Origin of the sequence: Moorella humiferrea, assembly GCF_039233145.1 — a bacterium.
Lineage (GTDB): Bacteria > Bacillota > DSM-521 > Neomoorellales > Neomoorellaceae > Neomoorella > Neomoorella humiferrea.
In genome coordinates, this window is sequence record NZ_CP136419.1 from 1036410 (window position 1) to 1053244 (window position 16835).

Consider the following 16835-nt stretch of genomic DNA (forward strand, 5'->3'; position numbering starts at 1 on the left):
CTGGGGGTTCAAAATGCTGGCCATTGTCAATTCCGTCGTTCTCGTGGGCCTGGAGGGCCAAAGTGTACGGGTAGAGGTGGATATTAGTAACGGTTTGCCTGTTTGTGACATAGTAGGCCTACCGGATCCCTCCGTAAAAGAAGCCCGGGAGCGGGTGCGGGCGGCCATTAAAAATTCCGGCTTTGATTTCCCTTTACGTCGGATAATTGTTAACCTGGCCCCCGGAGATATTAAAAAAGAAGGGCCCATCTATGATCTGCCCATCGCCCTGGGCATTTTGATAGCGGCGGAAGAGCTGGGCGGCGGACCGGCGGTGCCTGTCTACGCGGTGGGCGAGCTCTCCCTGGAAGGTAGCCTGCGGCCTATACCCGGGGTTCTGCCCATGGCCCTGGCCCTACAAGAACTCCGGCCGGGAGCTACCTTCATCGTCCCGGCGGCCAATGCCAACGAAGCCGCCCTGGCCTCCAGGATCAAGGTGCTGGCGGCAGATAGTCTGGCCCAGGTGGTAGCATTCTTGCGGGGGGATGGGGAACTGCCCGAGGTTAAACCGGCGGCAGGAGAAATACCGCCTCCGGTTTTTAACGGTGTCGACCTAGCCGACATCAAGGGTCAGATTGCCGCCAAGAGGGGATTGGAAATAGCGGCCGCCGGTGGCCATAATATCCTCCTCATCGGCAGTCCCGGCTCGGGGAAAACCATGCTGGCCCGGAGCCTGCCTTCAATCCTGCCGCCCCTCACCTATGAAGAGGCCCTTACCGTAACCAAGATTTACAGCGTCGCCGGGCTGCTGGCCCCCGGCCAGGGGCTGGTAACGGAGCGCCCCTTCCGAACACCCCACCACACAGCTTCAACGGCCAGCATTATCGGCGGCGGCCGTATCCCTAAACCCGGGGAAGTGAGCCTGGCCACCCACGGCGTCCTTTTCCTGGATGAAATGGCCGAATACCGCCGCGACGTTCTGGAAGCCCTGCGTCAGCCCCTGGAAGACAGGGTGGTCACAGTCTCGCGGGTGGCGGCCGCCGTTACCTATCCTGCCGATTTTCTATTGATCGGCAGCATGAATCCCTGCCCCTGCGGCTACTATGGCGATCCGGTCAAGGAATGCCTGTGCACCACCCACCAGGTCGCCCAGTACCGGAAAAGGTTATCCGGGCCTTTACTGGACCGGATAGACCTGCACCTGGAAGTTCCCCGGCTGACCTACCATGAAGTCGAAACCGGGACCACGCCGGAAAACTCGGCTGCTGTAAGGGAGCGGGTTACGGCCGCCCGCCTGAAGCAGCGGGAGAGGTTTAAGGGGACGGGGGTGGCCTGCAATGCCGCCATGACCCCGCGCCAGGTACATCAATTTTGCCGCCTGGAACACCAGGCGCGCGCCCTTTTACGCGATGCCTTCAACAAGTTGGGCCTCTCCATGCGGGCCCATGACCGCCTGCTCAAGGTGGCCCGCACCATCGCCGACCTGGAAGGATCGGAGTTGATAACTGCCGCCCACCTGGCTGAAGCTATCCAGTACCGCAGCCTGGACTGGGGCGAAGAGAAACAGGCAATACGGTAATTTAGTAAATAAGGTTTGGCTACCGGACTTATACAAAAAAGCTGTCGGCTATTATTGAGTAGCCGGAACAAGGTGGTTAGTTATAAAGTTATTTAAGGCAGGGCATGTTATTTGGCGTAAAGCCAGAATTTACCTGCCCACCCCAAACATAAAAAGGAGGCAAACCATTATGCCTGAATTCCAAGCCATGGGTTTAATCGCCGAGCTAATGGCCATTGCCGCCCGGACCGCGCCCAAAGCCGGCGGGAAAGACTTTATTGAGTTAAAAATCCTCCAGGGGGAAACCCTGGAGGAGCTGGCCGCGGCAATGGCCCGCTATGGCCAGGAGAGTGGGAAGAAAAATTTTGATCGCGATGGCGATAATGTCCGCCGTTCTGATGCTGTTCTCCTGGTAGGGCTGAAAAATGCTGCTAAAACTGGCCTGGACTGTGGTGCCTGCGGTGTTCCCCGCTGTGCCGACCTGGAACAGATCCATGATGGTCCCGAGTTTGCCGGCCCCATCTGCGCCTGGCGGTTGATGGACCTGGGGATAGCCCTGGGTTCGGCCGCGAAAATGGCGGGGATGCTTAATGCCGACAACCGCATTATGTATCGTATCGGGGTCGTGGCCAGGAAGATGGGCCTTATGGATGCCGACGTTATCGCCGGCATTCCCATTGCAGCAACAGGAAAAAATATTTATTTCGATCGTTAAGCTGTTTATTAGACCCCTGACGCCCAGGGCCTTCCCTGGGCGCCCATTTATTATAAAAACTTTGGTGAGGCGATAAAATTGACCTTCCGTTTTTACCTGCCTACCCGGGTGTTTTTTGGTGAAGGGGTATTAAAAGAACATGGTGATTTTTTAGGTAGGCTAGGAAGACGAGCCCTTGTAGTTACCGGACGTAAAAGCGCCATTGTCAGCGGTGCCATGGCCGATTTTGAAGAATTGGCGAAAAGTCTGGGATTAAGTTGGATAATTTACGACGAGGTAGCGGCCAACCCGACTCTGGAGACGGTGGCTAAAGCTATTGACCTGGCGCGTGGCGAGAAGGTCGACCTGGTAATCGGCATTGGCGGCGGCTCGCCCCTGGATACGGCCAAAGCCGTAGCCCTTCTGGCACCAAACCGGGCGGAGGCGGCCGAATTGTACGAGGCCAAACTCCCTGTGGAGCCCTTGCCTATGGTGGCCATCCCAACAACCGCCGGCACCGGCAGCGAGGTCACCCAGAACGCCGTTTTTACCCTTCCTGATAAGCAAACTAAAAAAGGTTTCAGCGACGACCGTTGCTTTCCTCGAGTGGCCCTGGTGGACCCCCGCTATACCTATACCTTGCCCCGGGACGTTACCATAGATACCGCCCTCGACGCCCTGAGCCATGCTGTCGAAGGCTATTTATCAAAGCGCTCAACCCCTTTAACCGATACCCTGGCCATGGAGGCAATAAAAATTTTTTCCCGACATAAACACGGATTGCTAGAGGACGAATTAACACCGGTTACCAGAAACGAATTGATGTACGCTTCAACGTTGGCGGGTATGGTCATCGCCCATACCAGAACTACTCTTCTTCATACCCTGGGTTATCCTTTAACCTACAGCCACGACATACCCCACGGCCGGGCCAACGGGTATTTACTGGCGGCATACCTTGAGTTCATTCAACCTGCGGAACCAGTTAAAGTGGACACTCTCCTTAAAGCCCTTGGAATGAATTCTGTAGCAGAAATCCAGGAGTTGATTCGCCATTTATTGCCACCTGCGACCCAATTTTCGAAGGCAGAGCTGGAAAGAATGGCCTCCCTGGTAGTCAATGCCGAGAGCCTGACCTTTACGGCCCGCCGCGCAACTTTAGACGACTTATATGGCATTCTGGCAAAAAGTTTAGGACAATAAACTATTTGCCTTCACCCTTGACGGTACGGTAAATAATAGATATGCTTTAAAAAAACCGGTAGTATTTCACTGACAGGCGACAGAATGGAATTACAGCAGGGGAGAAACTATGGACGAGAGGTCTTTCTGGGTGGCCCTGCAACAGGTACCGGGCCTGGGGGCGCGCCGGTTTTTACGGCTGGTTCAAATATTCGGCAGTCCCCGGGCCGTTTGGGAAGCGCCAGATAATGAGCTTTTGACAATAGAAGGCCTCGGTAAAGCTATAAGCAACTTGCTGCAATGGCGCCGCCAGGTAACGCCGAAGAGACTTATGGCTAAACTAGATTCAGCCGGAATAAAAGTTCTAACCCTGGCGGATGAGGCTTATCCCCTGGAATTAAAGCGTATTTACGACCCACCCCCGGTCCTCTACTGGCGGGGGAGCCGTCTGCCGGGACAAGAGCTAAGAATCGCCATCGTCGGTACCCGCAGGGCTACGGCCTACGGCCTTAAAGTGGCTGAACAGCTGGCGGAAGAACTCGCGGCCGCCGGCGTTGGCGTTGTCAGCGGCCTGGCCCGGGGGATAGATGCGGCTGCCCATCGGGGGGCCATCAAGGGCAACGGCCCCACCTGGGGCATTCTCGGCTGCGGGGTAGACGTTGTTTATCCTCCGGAACACCGGGAACTTTACCACAAGGTAATGGATCATGGCGCCATTATTTCCGAGTATCCACCGGGAACGCGCCCGGAGGCCGGTCATTTTCCTGCGCGCAATCGCATCATCAGCGGCCTGACAAAGGGTACGGTGGTCGTCGAGGCCGCGGCCAAAAGCGGGGCATTAATCACAGCCGACCTGGCCCTGGAACAAAACCGCGACGTTTTTGCCGTCCCGGGGCCCGTTACCAGCCGTTACAGCCAGGGCACCAATGAATTAATAAAACAGGGGGCCAGGGTAGTTACGGGAGCGGGGGATATTCTGGCCGAATATGTGTCCGAATATGAAAGAGATAGTTTGTGGCAGTTAACTCCTCAGGAATACCGGGCGGAGGCCGGCTTAACGGCCGCAGAGGAAAAAATAATGGCTGGTCTCAGCGTCGTTCCTGTTCATCTGGATGCCATTCTGGCTACAACCGGTTTGCCTCCGGGAGAAGTGAATACCGCCCTGCTTCAGCTGGAAATGCGCAAGCTTATCCGGCGCTTGCCGGGAGGTTTCTACCTGCGCTGTTAGGGGGGAGACTTTTTGGCCCATACGCTAGTTATTGTGGAATCACCCGCCAAGGCCAAGACCATTGGGAAATTTCTGGGGCGAAACTTTTTAATCAAATCTTCCATGGGACACGTCCGCGATCTTCCCAAGAGTCAATTCGGCGTCGATGTAGAGCACGGTTTTGAACCCCGCTATATCACCATTCGTGGTAAAGGAGCCATTGTCAAAGACCTCCGGGAAGCCGCCCAGAAATGCCAGCGGATTCTGTTGGCCACGGACCCGGACCGGGAAGGCGAAGCGATCGCCTGGCATCTGAGCCATCTTTTAGAACTGCCCCAGGGACCGGTACGGATCGAATTCAACGAAATTACCCGTAACGCCGTCCAGGAAGCCATAAAAAAACCCAGGGAGATAGACCAAAACCGGGTCGATGCCCAGCAGGCCCGTAGGGTCCTCGATCGATTGGTAGGGTATCGGCTGAGTCCCCTCCTTTGGCGTAAAGTGCGTAAAGGTTTAAGCGCCGGCCGGGTGCAGTCGGTGGCAGTGCGCTTAATCGTCGATAGAGAACGCGAAATTGAGGCCTTTGAGCCGGAAGAATACTGGAGCCTGACGGCATGGCTTTTGAGTGGTGACGACGGTGAGGCCTTCCCGGCCAAGCTTTATAAATATGCTGGCGAGGAGCCGGAAATAAAAAACGAAGACCAGATGCGGGCCGTCTTGGCGTCTTTGGAGGGAGCCGCCTATACCGTCACCCAAATCAAGCGGCGGGAGCGGCGCAAAAATCCGGCACCTCCCTTTACCACCAGCACGCTGCAGCAAGAGGCTTCGCGCAAGCTTAACTTCACCGCCAGGCGTACTATGCAGGTCGCCCAGCAGCTCTATGAAGGCATCGACCTGGGCGGCAGCGAAGGTCCAGTGGGTTTGATAACCTATATCCGCACCGATTCTACCCGTATTGCCGCCGTGGCCCAGCTGGAGGCCAGGGATTTTTTAATGGAACGTTTCGGTCCCGAATATGTCCCTGAAGGTTTGAGACAGTTTAAAGCACGTTCGGACATTCAGGACGCCCATGAAGCCATTCGTCCTACTTCCATTTGGCGGGAACCCGAATCCTTGAAAAACGTCCTGACCCGGGACCAATTTCGCCTCTATAACCTCATCTGGGAGCGCTTTGTGGCCAGCCAGATGCAGGCCGCCGTCATGGATACTACGACTGTGGATATTAGCGCCGGCCCCTGCCTGTTCCGGGCCAGCGGTTCGGTGATAAAGTTCCCTGGCTACCTGCGGGTTTACCAGGAAGGTAGCGATGGGGAGGGCAGGGAACAGGAACAAAGGCTTCCCGAACTGAGCGAAGGAGAAGTTTTGCGTCTCCAGTCTCTTGAGCCGAAACAGCACTTTACCCAGCCGCCGCCGCGCTATACTGAGGCCACTCTGGTAAAAACAATGGAAGAACTGGGGATCGGTCGCCCCAGCACCTATGCTCCCACCATTGAAACCATCTTGGAACGGGGCTACGTAATTAGGGAACAGAAACAATTTATTCCCACAGAACTGGGGCGTGTGGTGGTGGATCTTTTAAAAGAACATTTTCCCGATATCATTGACGTCGAATTTACGGCCCACATGGAGCAGCAGCTTGATGAAATTGAAGCCGGTAAACTCCCATGGCGTCAGGTGGTGGCCGAATTCTACGGCCCCTTCAGCCGCGTTCTGGAACGGGCTGAAAAGGAAATCGCCGCCATAGAGCTGCCGGAAGAAGTCAGCGAAGAAAAATGTGAGCTCTGCGGCCGTAACCTGGTTGTCAAAACGGGACGCTTCGGTAAGTTTTTGGCCTGTCCCGGCTTTCCGGAGTGTCGCTTCACCAAACCCCTGCTGGAAACCATAGGCGTTACCTGTCCCAAATGCGGGGGAGAAATAGTCGCCAGGAGAACGAAAAAAGGGCGCAGATTTTACGGCTGTCAAAACTACCCGGAGTGCGACTACGTATCGTGGGAGAAACCTGCCGGCCGCGACTGTCCCCATTGTGGTACCCGTATGGTGGAAAAATCCTCCCGTCATGGCGTACGTCTAATATGTCCCAATAAAGAGTGTGCGTACGAGGAAATGGTCCAGGAGGCCAGGTAATTTGCTGCTAACGGAGGGAATAATAAGTTGGCGGAAAAACTGATTGTTATCGGTGGGGGGCTGGCGGGGAGCGAAGCGGCCTGGCAGGCGGCCAGGCGAGGAATCAAGGTGGAGTTGTGGGAGATGCGGCCGGGCAAAATGACCCCGGCCCACCGTACCGGGTACCTCGCCGAGCTGGTCTGCTCCAACTCGCTGCGGGCCGACACCGTGGAGAACGCCGCCGGTCTGTTAAAGGCGGAAATGCGCCTGGCCCGTTCCCTTATTATTAATGTGGCCGAAGAATGCCGCGTGCCCGCCGGCAAGGCCCTAGCCGTTGACAGGGAGGAATTTGCCGCCAGGGTTACGGCCGCCCTTGAGGCTGAAGCTAACATCACTATTATCCGGGAGGAATCCCGTGTCATACCGGAGCATACGCCGGTGATAATCGCTACCGGTCCTTTAACTTCTCCGGCCCTGGCGGAGAGCTTAAAAAGTTTGACCGGTACCAATTACCTGTATTTTTACGATGCGGCGGCGCCGATCGTCACCGCCGATTCCCTGAATTACAGCCGAATATTTAAGGGTTCCCGCTACGGACGGGGAGAAGAAGATTACCTTAACTGTCCATTAAACGAAGAGGAATACATGCGCTTTTATAAAGCTTTAATTACGGCAGAGCGCCATCCCCGCCATGAATTTGAACCCGAAATAGTTTTTGAAGGGTGCATGCCGGTGGAGGTCATGGCCGCCAGGGGACCAGACACTTTGCGCTACGGTCCCATGCGGCCGGTCGGGCTTATCGACCCGTCCACCGGTAGAGAACCTTATGCGGTGGTGCAACTGCGCCGGGACAACCTAGCCGGTACCCTGTATAACCTGGTGGGTTTTCAGACCAGTTTGAAATGGGGAGAACAGGAGAGGGTCTTTCGACTGATACCCGGGCTGGAAGAAGCAGAATTCGTACGTTTTGGTGTCATGCACCGCAATACTTATATAAACTCGCCCCGGATCCTCAAACCGACTTTACAGTTGAAGGAACATCCGCAAATTTTCCTGGCCGGCCAGCTTACCGGGGTGGAGGGTTATGTTGAATCTGCAGCCGGCGGGTTGGTGGCCGGAATCAACGCCGCCCGTTTAATTAAAGGTAAAGACCCAATAGTCCTGCCGCCAGAAACGGCCCACGGCGCCCTTCTTCATTACATCACCGATCCCACCCATGATCCTTTACAGCCGATGCATATTAATTTCGGCCTGCTGCCGCCCCTCGAGCGCCGGGTGAAAAATCGGGAAGCCCGTAACCGCGCCTTAGCCGAACGGGCATTAGCTATCTGGTCGAGTCTCGGTGAATTTTCCGGCAATTGACTTGCACTGAATAAATGGATGTGTTAGCATATATAGGGTTCGGGGGTGAGGGTATGATCGGGAGGGCCTTTCAGGAAGGTCTGAAGGGATACGTCCTGTACCTTGAAGGCGAAAAAAACGCCTCGCCCTGTACGGTAGCCGCCTACCGAAAGGATATCGAACAATTTGCGGCCTTTATATATGAACGTTGCGGCCCGGAAGCCGAACCCGGCGACGTGGACACCTGGTGGGTACGCCGTTTTTTAGGCTGGCTGAATCAAAAGGGACAGGCAAAGAGCAGCATGAACCGCAAATTGGCGGCCCTGCGTTCCTTCTACCGTTTTTTACTACGAGAAGGGAAGGTAGATAAGAGCCCGGCGGCCCTGGTGACAGGGCCGCGCCGGGAGAAGCTCTTGCCCAGGTTCTTAAGCTATGCCGAAATAGAAAAACTGCTGGCTATTCCGGTTGACACCCCCCTTGGCTTACGAGATCGGGCCATACTGGAAACCCTCTACGCCTCCGGTATCAGGGTTAGCGAACTAGTAAGCCTGAACATAGAAAACCTTGATTTAACTGCCGGTTACGCCCGCGTCCTGGGCAAGGGTCGCAGGGAAAGGATTGTTCCCTTGGGAAGCCATGCCGTTAAAGCCCTCGAAGACTATCTGGCTCGGGGAAGGCCGAGCCTTGCCGCCCGCCGCCGACCGCCGGAAACTCAGGCCCTGTATCTGAACCATCATGGGGGGCGCTTAACGGCGCGGGGGGTACGGGAACGCATGGAACATTATGTCGCCCGGGCTGCCCTGAACGGCGGTATTTCACCCCATACCTTGCGCCATTGTTTTGCCACCCATATGCTGGAAAGGGGTGCAGATCTCCGGGTGGTTCAGGAGCTTTTAGGCCACGTTAACCTTTCCACCACCCAGATTTATACCCATATCAGCCAGGCCAGATTGCGAGAAATATATCAGGAGGCCCATCCCAGGGCTAGAAGAAGTGAGGGGTAGTACTTGTGCAAGGGACAACGGTGATTGCCGTACGCCATAAAGGCAGGGTAGCCATGGCCGGCGATGGTCAGGTGACCTTTGGCCATACCATTATGAAACATAAGGCCCGCAAAGTGCGCCGCTTATACCAGAATAAAGTCCTGGCAGGTTTCGCCGGCAGTGTGGCCGATGCCTTCACCCTCTTTGAAAAGTTTGAGGCCAAGCTGGAAGAATATAGGGGCAATCTCCAGCGGGCCGCCGTGGAGCTGGGTAAAGAATGGCGGATGGATAGATTCCTGCGGCGCCTCGAAGCCCTCCTGGTCGTGGCCGATCGCGAGCATCTTTTGGTAATATCTGGGAATGGTGAGATTGTGGAACCCGATGACGGCGTAGCCGCCATCGGCTCGGGAGGACCTTATGCCTTGGCGGCCGCCCGGGCGCTATTAAAGCATACTGATCTCGAGGCCGGCGCCATCGCCAGGGAAGCCCTCGCAATCGCCGCTTCCATATGCATTTACACCAACGGCAATATTATAGTAGAAGAACTTTAACACCGTGGGGAGGGTATATAATGAACCTTACACCCCGCCAGATAGTCGCCGAACTGGATCGCTACATCGTCGGCCAGGAAGAAGCGAAAAAGTGCGTGGCCATCGCCTTAAGAAACCGCTACCGCCGGCAGAAGCTCGATAAAGATCTGCGCGATGAAGTCCTGCCCAAAAACATCATTATGATCGGACCCACGGGCGTGGGCAAAACGGAAATCGCCAGGAGACTGGCTCGCCTGGTGGGAGCCCCCTTCCTAAAGGTGGAAGCCACCCGGTTCACAGAGGTCGGCTACGTAGGACGCGACGTAGAATCAATGATTAGAGAATTGGTAGAAAATGCCGTAAGAATGGTTAAAATAGAAAAGCGGGCGGAAGTAGAAACCCAGGCGTCTAAACTGGCGGAAAAACGTTTGCTTGATCTGTTGGTTCCCCGCTCCGGAAAAGACAGGGGAGGTCGTTCCCCATGGGAGGTTATTTTTGGCGGGGCCTCGGGGACCGCGGCGGACACGGCGGTCGACGAAGGAAATACCGCAGAGCAGCGGGCCATCCTCCGGGAAAAGTTGCGGCGCCAGGAACTGGAAGACATGATGGTGGAGGTGGAAGTAGAGGACACCGCCTCTCCGGGTTTTGTGGTGGGCGGCCTTGGCCTGGAAGAACTCGGAATGAATCTCCAGGATATGCTGGGCAGCTTCCTCCCTAAACGCAAGCGCAAACGTCTGGTAACCGTGGCCGAGGCCCGGCGCATCCTCATCCAGCAGGAAGCCGATAAGTTAATCGATATGGACGAGGTTACGGCCATAGCCGTCCAGCGGGTGGAACAGGACGGCATCATATTCCTGGATGAAATAGACAAAATAGCCGGAAGGGAAAAAGGGACGGGCCCCGACGTATCCCGGGAAGGGGTGCAGCGCGATATCCTGCCCATTGTCGAAGGCACTACGGTTCAGACCAAATACGGCCCGGTAAAGACGGATCATATCCTGTTCATTGCCGCCGGAGCCTTTCACGTGGCCAAACCCTCGGACTTAATTCCGGAACTCCAGGGGCGGTTTCCCATCAGGGTAGAACTCAAAAGTTTGACGAAGGAAGACTTTAGACGCATTTTGACTGAGCCGCGCAACTCCCTTTTACGCCAGTATAAAGCCTTGCTGGCGGTGGATGGAGTCGAGGTGCAATTTACAGACGATGCTATTGCGGAAATTGCCGATATTGCTTATACTGTAAATAATCAGGGCGAAGACATCGGCGCCCGCCGACTCCATACCATCCTGGAAAAGGTACTGCAGGAACTGCTATTCCAGGCGCCGGACGTTGCCGGAGGTAAAGTGATGGTCGACGCCGCTTATGTCCGGCAACAATTGGGAGACATCCTGCAACAAAAAGATTTACAAAGTTACATTTTATAACAGGAAAGGAAGATGGAAATGGAATCTTTGCTAGAAAGATCTAGAAAAATCAACCGCCTGCTACAGCGGGCTGCCGGAAATCCGGTAGACTTTCAAGAAATGGCCAATGTCATGCGCGACGTGTTGGGAGCCAACACTTATATCGTAGGTCGGCATGCCCGTGTTTTGGGCTACGCCTTTATTGAAGGCTTCACCTGCGACATAATGGAAGACATAGTTTTCCAGTCCGAGCGTTTCCCTGAGCAGTATAACGAACAGCTCCTGCGCATCGACGAAACCCAGGCCAATTTTTGCCAGGTAGGTAACGCCTGCGTTTTCGACCTGGACAAAAAATGTGTTTTCAATAACAAATTGACTACCGTTGTCCCCATTGTCGGTGGCGGACAGCGCCTGGGCACGCTGATACTCTCTAAGTTCGACGTGCGCTTTGACGACGAAGACCTGGTACTTGCCGAATACGGGGCCACAGTCGTGGGCATGGAGATCCTGCGTTCCAAAGCCGATAAGATAGAAGAAGAAGCCCGCAAGCGGGCCGCTGTCCATGTGGCCCTGGCCACCCTTTCCTACTCCGAACTAGAAGCGGTAGAACACATTTTTGCCGAACTGGACGGCGATGAAGGCATTCTGGTAGCCAGTAAGATTGCCGACCGGGCGGGCATTACCCGTTCCGTGATCGTCAATGCCCTGCGCAAGTTCGAAAGCGCCGGGGTTATTGAATCCAAGTCCCTGGGTATGAAGGGGACCTATATCCGCATCTTGAACGACCATCTCCTTGAGGAGCTGGAAAAACTACGCCGGTAGACCAAAGATGTCTTGCTCAAAGCCGGGGGATTATGTTATACTTACCTCTGGCCCTTGATTACACACGCACCGGAAGGCGGGAGAAGTGCCGCGCTGGCGGTCCTTCCGTTTGATGAAGGTAGCGGCGGGTAAAAACTAAGGAGGTGCGTTTTGTGATAATTTCAATGAAACAGCTGCTGGAGGCCGGCGTTCATTTCGGCCACCAGACGCGGCGCTGGAATCCCAAGATGGCCCCGTATATTTTTACGGAGCGCAACGGGATTTACATTATTGACCTCCAGCGCACCGTTAAAATGATTGAAGAAGCCTACAACTTCGTCCGGGATCTGGCCCGCAACGGAGGCAAGATCCTCTTTGTAGGCACCAAGAAGCAGGCTCAGGAAGCCGTCAAGGAAGAAGCCGAGCGCTGCGGTATGTTCTATGTCAATGTCCGCTGGTTGGGAGGTACGCTGACCAATTTCCAGACCATTCGTCGGCGCATTGAACGTTTAAAAGAACTGGAACGCATGGAGGAAGAAGGTACCTTCGAGGTCCTGCCCAAAAAAGAAGTTGCCCGGCTGCGTCATGAAAAGGAAAAGCTGGAACGCTACCTGGGCGGCATTAAAGAAATGAGGAATTTGCCCGACGCCCTTTTTATCATTGACCCGCGAAAAGAGCGTATAGCCGTGGCCGAAGGGCGGCGGTTGGGTATTCCCATTGTAGCCATCGTTGATACCAACTGCGATCCCGATGAAATAGATTATGTTATTCCCGGTAACGACGACGCCATTCGGGCGGTACGGCTGCTGACCAGCAAAATCGCCGATGCCGTTTTAGAAGGCCTCCAAGGTCAGGATCAGCCGGAAGAGGCGGTAGGAGAATAGTCTTATCCCATGGAGGATTATAAGCGTAGGTTTGCCACCTACGCTTACATAGTGTTTGTCTGCGTTCGTCACGGGAACTAACGGTTAAAGCAATGGATGGAGGAGAGAGGTTATGATATCGGCTGCTGACGTCAAGGAACTGCGGAATCGTACCGGTGCAGGTATGATGGACTGCAAAAAGGCCCTGGAAGAGTCCGGCGGCGATATGGAAAAGGCCATCGAGTATTTACGCAAAAAGGGTCTGGCCACCGCTGCTAAAAGGGCCGGCAAAATAGCCAGCGAGGGGCTGGTGCATGCCTACATCCATGGCGGCGGACGGATAGGCGTTTTGATAGAAGTCAACTGTGAAACCGATTTTGTTGCCAAGACCGACGCCTTTAAAGAACTGGTCCATGACCTGGCCATGCAGGTAGCGGCTTCCCGCCCGGAATATATAGGCCGGGAAGACGTACCGGAAGAAGTCCTGAACAAAGAAAAAGAGATCTTAAGGGAGCAGGCTCTAAACGAAGGGAAGCCGGAAAAAGTTATCGACAAAATCGTCTCCGGCCGCCTGGAAAAATTTTATCAGGACAACTGCCTGCTGGAGCAGCCTTTTATTAAAGATATGGACCGTAAGGTTCAGGATCTCATCAATGAAGCAGTGGCTAAATTAGGCGAAAAGATCGTTGTTCGGCGCTTTGTCCGCTACGAAGTGGGCGAGGGTCTCAAGACGGAAGAGTAAATTATTTAAAAAGAGCACAGCGGTGCTCTTTTTTTCCAGAAGGAAAGAGGAATTTTCGCGAGCGTGTAGAAACTATTCAGGAGTTACGGAGGTATGTTCCGGGTATGGGGCAACCCAAGTTTAAACGGGTGGTACTAAAAGTCAGCGGTGAGGCCCTGGCTGGAAACCTGGGTTTCGGTATCGACCAAGAGGTGCTGGCTACCATTGCTGCACAGATAAAGGAAGTACGGGAACTGGGGGTGGATGTGGCCATAGTCGTCGGTGGCGGTAATATCTGGCGCGGAGTAAAGGGGAGTGCCAGGGGAATGGACCGAGCCACGGCTGATTATATGGGGATGCTGGCAACGGTTATCAACGCCCTGGCCCTGCAGGATGCCCTGGAAAGCCAGGGAGTGGACACCAGGGTGCAGACGGCCATTGAAATGCGCCAGATCGCCGAGCCATATATCCGCCGGCGTGCCATCCGCCATCTAGAAAAAGGACGGGTGGTGATTTTCGCCGCTGGTACGGGCAATCCCTATTTTTCCACGGATACTACCGCGGCTTTACGGGCGGCCGAAATTGAAGCCGACGTCATTCTGATGGCCAAACGGGTCGACGGGGTATATGATTCTGATCCGGAGAAAAACCCTGATGCCAAAAAATATACGGATCTCGACTACCTTGAGGTCTTGAACGGCGGCCTCGGGGTGATGGATGCGACTGCCACCTCCTTATGCATGGACAACCGTATTCCCATAATAGTCTTTGGCATAAAAGAAAGGGGCAACATCCTGAAAGCCGTTATGGGTGAACCTATAGGCACCTTTGTCGGGAGGTTAGAGTGATGCTTGAGGAGATTTTAAAAGAAGCTGAAGGCAGGATGCAAAAGGCAGTCGAGGGCTTGCGGCGGGAAATGGCCACCATCAGGGCGGGACGGGCCAACCCGGCACTTCTAGAAAAGGTCACCGTTAACTATTATGGGACGCCGACGCCCATCAACCAGCTGGCTACCATTTCTGCCCCGGAAGCACGGCTTTTAGTAATTCAGCCATGGGATCGCAATGTTCTGCCAGAAATGGAAAAGGCCATTTTAAAATCGGACCTCGGCCTGACACCCGCCAGTGACGGTACCGTCATTCGTATTGTCATACCCCAGTTGACGGAAGAACGGCGAAACGAACTGGTAAAGATGGTGCGCAAAAAAGCGGAAGAATTCCGGGTCATCGTACGCAACGTCCGGCGGGAAGCCAATGATAAGTTAAAGGCTCAGGAGAAAAACAAAACTGCCTCCGAAGATGAGGTCAAACGGGCCCAGGAAAAGGTGCAAAAACTGACGGATAACTATATCCAAACCATTGATAAAATCCTGGCTAACAAAGAAGCGGAAATTATGGAGGTCTAACCTTGTCCCTCGACGAGTGCCTGGGCCTGCCTTTGGCCGAGGCTAAAAGGTTACTGGCGGCCGGTGGCTGGCAGATATGGAGATACTCCTTTACCGGTCCCCTCCGCCCCCTTCCGGGGGAAGAAGAGGCGGCCCGTGTCGTTCGTTTACGCCTGGTGGGAGCCGACCAGGTTGACCTGGTTGTGGCTTATGTTAATACTCACCACCAGCGAAAGGAGGTGTAAAAAAGCCATGCCCCATCGGATAACGGAAGAATGCCTGTCCTGCGGCGTCTGCGCTGATGAGTGCCCCCAGGGAGCCATTTCCGAAGGAGAAGACACCTACGTTATTGATCCGGAACTCTGCACTGATTGTGGTACCTGTCGTGAAGCCTGTCCTAATGAAGCCATCGTGGAAGAATAGATGGCGACAACCCCCCTCCATGAGGGGGTTTGTTTTATAGGTTGCCGGCTTATAGGGGGGAAACTGGTGGCCGGTTTTCTCAAAAAATGGTTCCGTTTTGCACCGGATAGGAAAGGCAAAGAAGCGGAGTTAGATCCAGGAAAAATGCCGCGCCATGTCGCCATTATAATGGATGGCAACGGACGCTGGGCCAGGAGCAGGGGGCTGCCGCGGGCGGCGGGCCATCGTGCGGGGGTAGAGGCTCTGCGTGATATAGTCCGGGCCTGTGTCGATTGGGGCATACCCATCTTGACGGTATATGCCTTTTCCACGGAAAACTGGAAGAGGCCACAAGAAGAGGTAAAGGGATTAATGAACCTTTTGGTCGAATACATGCGTCGCGAGCTTCCGGAATTAAAGCAAGAAGGGGTACAGGTTCGAGCCATTGGCCGCCTGGAAGCCCTCCCGCCTGAGGCCCGTCGGGAGCTGGAAAGGGCCTGGAGGGAAACGGCCGGTAACCGCAGATTGATTCTCAATCTGGCCCTAAATTACGGCGGCCGGGCGGAACTGGTGGACGCCTGCCGGGAAATATCCCACAAAGTTCTGGCCGGCGAACTTCGCCCTGAGGATATAAACGACGACGTATTAAAAAAAGCCCTGTATACCGGGGATTTACCCGATCCTGATCTCCTAATTCGTCCTTCAGGAGAAATGCGCCTCAGCAATTTTCTACTATGGCAGCTTGCTTATACCGAGCTCTGGTTTACCGATATCTACTGGCCCGACTTCCGCAGGGAAAATTTGCGCCAGGCCCTCCTGGATTACCAACAAAGGGAACGGCGCTTCGGCGGTTTGAAAATTTAAGCTCGGTGGTGTTGTTAGTGCTGGGCCCCAGGGTTTTAGTCGCCGCGTTGGGCGTCCCACTTCTTTTGGGAACGGCCGTTAAAGGCGGCTGGTGGTTCCTTCTGTTGGTTATGGCGGTGGCCTTTATCGGGTTAATGGAATTCTACCGTATGGCCGAACGCCTCAAGGTAAAGCCTTTAATACCGGTGGGCCTTGTCGGGGGCTTACTATTTATCATAGCAGCATATTTTAATAATGGGCCTGCGGCCTGGCCCGGACTGGTACTGACTGTAGGTATGCTTGTATTTTTTCTCGCCCTTTTCCCCCGTATGACGCCGGCGGATGTGGCCGTAACTATCCTGGGTAGCTGGTACGTTGGAGGGTTGCTGGCCTTTTTGCCTCTACTACGTCTTTTGCCCCGCGGCGTCGAAATTCTTATCCTTACGTTAATCATGACATGGGCCAATGATACCGGCGCCTATTTCTGCGGCCGGCTTTTCGGCCGCCGTCATCCCTGGCCCAGTTTAAGTCCGGGTAAAACCTGGGCGGGGGCAATAGGGGGGCTAATGTCAACCTTGGCCGTAGCCGAGACTTTCGGCCAACATCTTTTACCCTTTTTCAGCGGTTGGGTGCTGGCAGGGTGGGCCCTGTTGACATCCATTGCCGCCCAGGCGGGGGATTTGATAGAGTCCGGTTTTAAACGCCAGGCCGGGGTTAAGGACAGCGGTACCATTTTACCGGGACATGGCGGTATTTTAGACCGTTTTGATAGTTTGCTCCTTGTGGCTCCGGTGGTATACTATTATCTGGCCTTCTTTTTAACAAAAATGGAGTGAAACCT

Annotated in this window: 18 protein-coding genes; all 18 read left to right on the forward strand. The window is 54.7% G+C overall.

Annotated elements, in window-relative coordinates:
- Positions 1–13: 13 nt before the first annotated feature.
- On the forward strand, positions 14–1558 hold the full coding sequence (locus MHFGQ_RS05410) for a YifB family Mg chelatase-like AAA ATPase (protein WP_106005852.1): 1545 nt from the start codon (positions 14–16) through the stop codon (positions 1556–1558).
- A gap of 169 nt (positions 1559–1727) precedes the next feature.
- Positions 1728–2252 (forward strand): ferredoxin domain-containing protein, encoded by a 525-nt coding sequence (locus MHFGQ_RS05415; protein WP_106005851.1) that lies wholly within the window; start codon positions 1728–1730, stop codon positions 2250–2252.
- 78 nt (positions 2253–2330) lie between these two features.
- A complete protein-coding gene (locus MHFGQ_RS05420; protein WP_106005850.1) occupies positions 2331–3434 on the forward strand; it encodes an iron-containing alcohol dehydrogenase family protein in 1104 nt (367 codons plus the stop codon).
- Between the two features lie 109 nt (positions 3435–3543).
- Positions 3544–4641, forward strand: a complete 1098-nt coding sequence (gene dprA / locus MHFGQ_RS05425) for a DNA-processing protein DprA (protein ID WP_106005849.1) — start codon at positions 3544–3546, stop codon at positions 4639–4641.
- A gap of 12 nt (positions 4642–4653) precedes the next feature.
- Positions 4654–6744, forward strand: a complete 2091-nt coding sequence (gene topA / locus MHFGQ_RS05430; protein WP_106005848.1) for a type I DNA topoisomerase — start codon at positions 4654–4656, stop codon at positions 6742–6744.
- A 27-nt stretch (positions 6745–6771) separates the two neighbouring features.
- Positions 6772–8085, forward strand: a complete 1314-nt coding sequence (gene trmFO, locus MHFGQ_RS05435) for a methylenetetrahydrofolate--tRNA-(uracil(54)-C(5))-methyltransferase (FADH(2)-oxidizing) TrmFO (RefSeq protein ID WP_106005847.1) — start codon at positions 6772–6774, stop codon at positions 8083–8085.
- A gap of 53 nt (positions 8086–8138) precedes the next feature.
- On the forward strand, positions 8139–9068 hold the full coding sequence (gene xerC, locus MHFGQ_RS05440) for a tyrosine recombinase XerC (RefSeq protein ID WP_106005846.1): 930 nt from the start codon (positions 8139–8141) through the stop codon (positions 9066–9068).
- Between the two features lie 53 nt (positions 9069–9121).
- Positions 9122–9598: an ATP-dependent protease subunit HslV gene (gene hslV / locus MHFGQ_RS05445; RefSeq protein ID WP_245907875.1), complete on the forward strand. Its 477-nt coding sequence runs from the start codon at positions 9122–9124 to the stop codon at positions 9596–9598.
- A 17-nt stretch (positions 9599–9615) separates the two neighbouring features.
- Positions 9616–11001 carry an ATP-dependent protease ATPase subunit HslU gene (gene hslU, locus MHFGQ_RS05450; RefSeq protein WP_170066339.1) on the forward strand — a complete coding sequence of 462 codons (1386 nt, stop codon included), beginning with the start codon at positions 9616–9618 and terminating at the stop codon, positions 10999–11001.
- 18 nt (positions 11002–11019) lie between these two features.
- Complete coding sequence (gene codY / locus MHFGQ_RS05455) at positions 11020–11802, forward strand: GTP-sensing pleiotropic transcriptional regulator CodY (RefSeq protein WP_170066336.1); 783 nt, start codon at positions 11020–11022, stop codon at positions 11800–11802.
- Between the two features lie 164 nt (positions 11803–11966).
- Positions 11967–12665: a 30S ribosomal protein S2 gene (gene rpsB / locus MHFGQ_RS05460; RefSeq protein WP_106005864.1), complete on the forward strand. Its 699-nt coding sequence runs from the start codon at positions 11967–11969 to the stop codon at positions 12663–12665.
- Positions 12666–12777: 112 nt separating this feature from the next.
- A complete protein-coding gene (gene tsf, locus MHFGQ_RS05465) occupies positions 12778–13386 on the forward strand; it encodes a translation elongation factor Ts (protein WP_106005842.1) in 609 nt (202 codons plus the stop codon).
- Between the two features lie 104 nt (positions 13387–13490).
- Positions 13491–14213, forward strand: coding sequence for a UMP kinase (pyrH, locus tag MHFGQ_RS05470; protein WP_106005841.1), 723 nt, complete (start codon positions 13491–13493; stop codon positions 14211–14213).
- Complete coding sequence (gene frr, locus MHFGQ_RS05475) at positions 14213–14770, forward strand: ribosome recycling factor (RefSeq protein WP_106005840.1); 558 nt, start codon at positions 14213–14215, stop codon at positions 14768–14770. The genes pyrH and frr overlap by 1 nt, the downstream gene beginning before the upstream one ends.
- Positions 14771–14772: 2 nt before the next feature.
- Entirely contained in the window at positions 14773–14994 is a 222-nt protein-coding gene (locus MHFGQ_RS05480; RefSeq protein ID WP_106005839.1) for a hypothetical protein, read from the forward strand.
- Between the two features lie 7 nt (positions 14995–15001).
- Entirely contained in the window at positions 15002–15172 is a 171-nt protein-coding gene (locus MHFGQ_RS05485; protein ID WP_054937938.1) for a DUF362 domain-containing protein, read from the forward strand.
- Positions 15173–15316: 144 nt separating this feature from the next.
- Positions 15317–16015, forward strand: a complete 699-nt coding sequence (locus tag MHFGQ_RS05490) for an isoprenyl transferase (RefSeq protein WP_245907874.1) — start codon at positions 15317–15319, stop codon at positions 16013–16015.
- Between the two features lie 17 nt (positions 16016–16032).
- Positions 16033–16830, forward strand: coding sequence for a phosphatidate cytidylyltransferase (locus MHFGQ_RS05495; protein ID WP_106005837.1), 798 nt, complete (start codon positions 16033–16035; stop codon positions 16828–16830).
- Positions 16831–16835 lie beyond the last annotated feature (5 nt).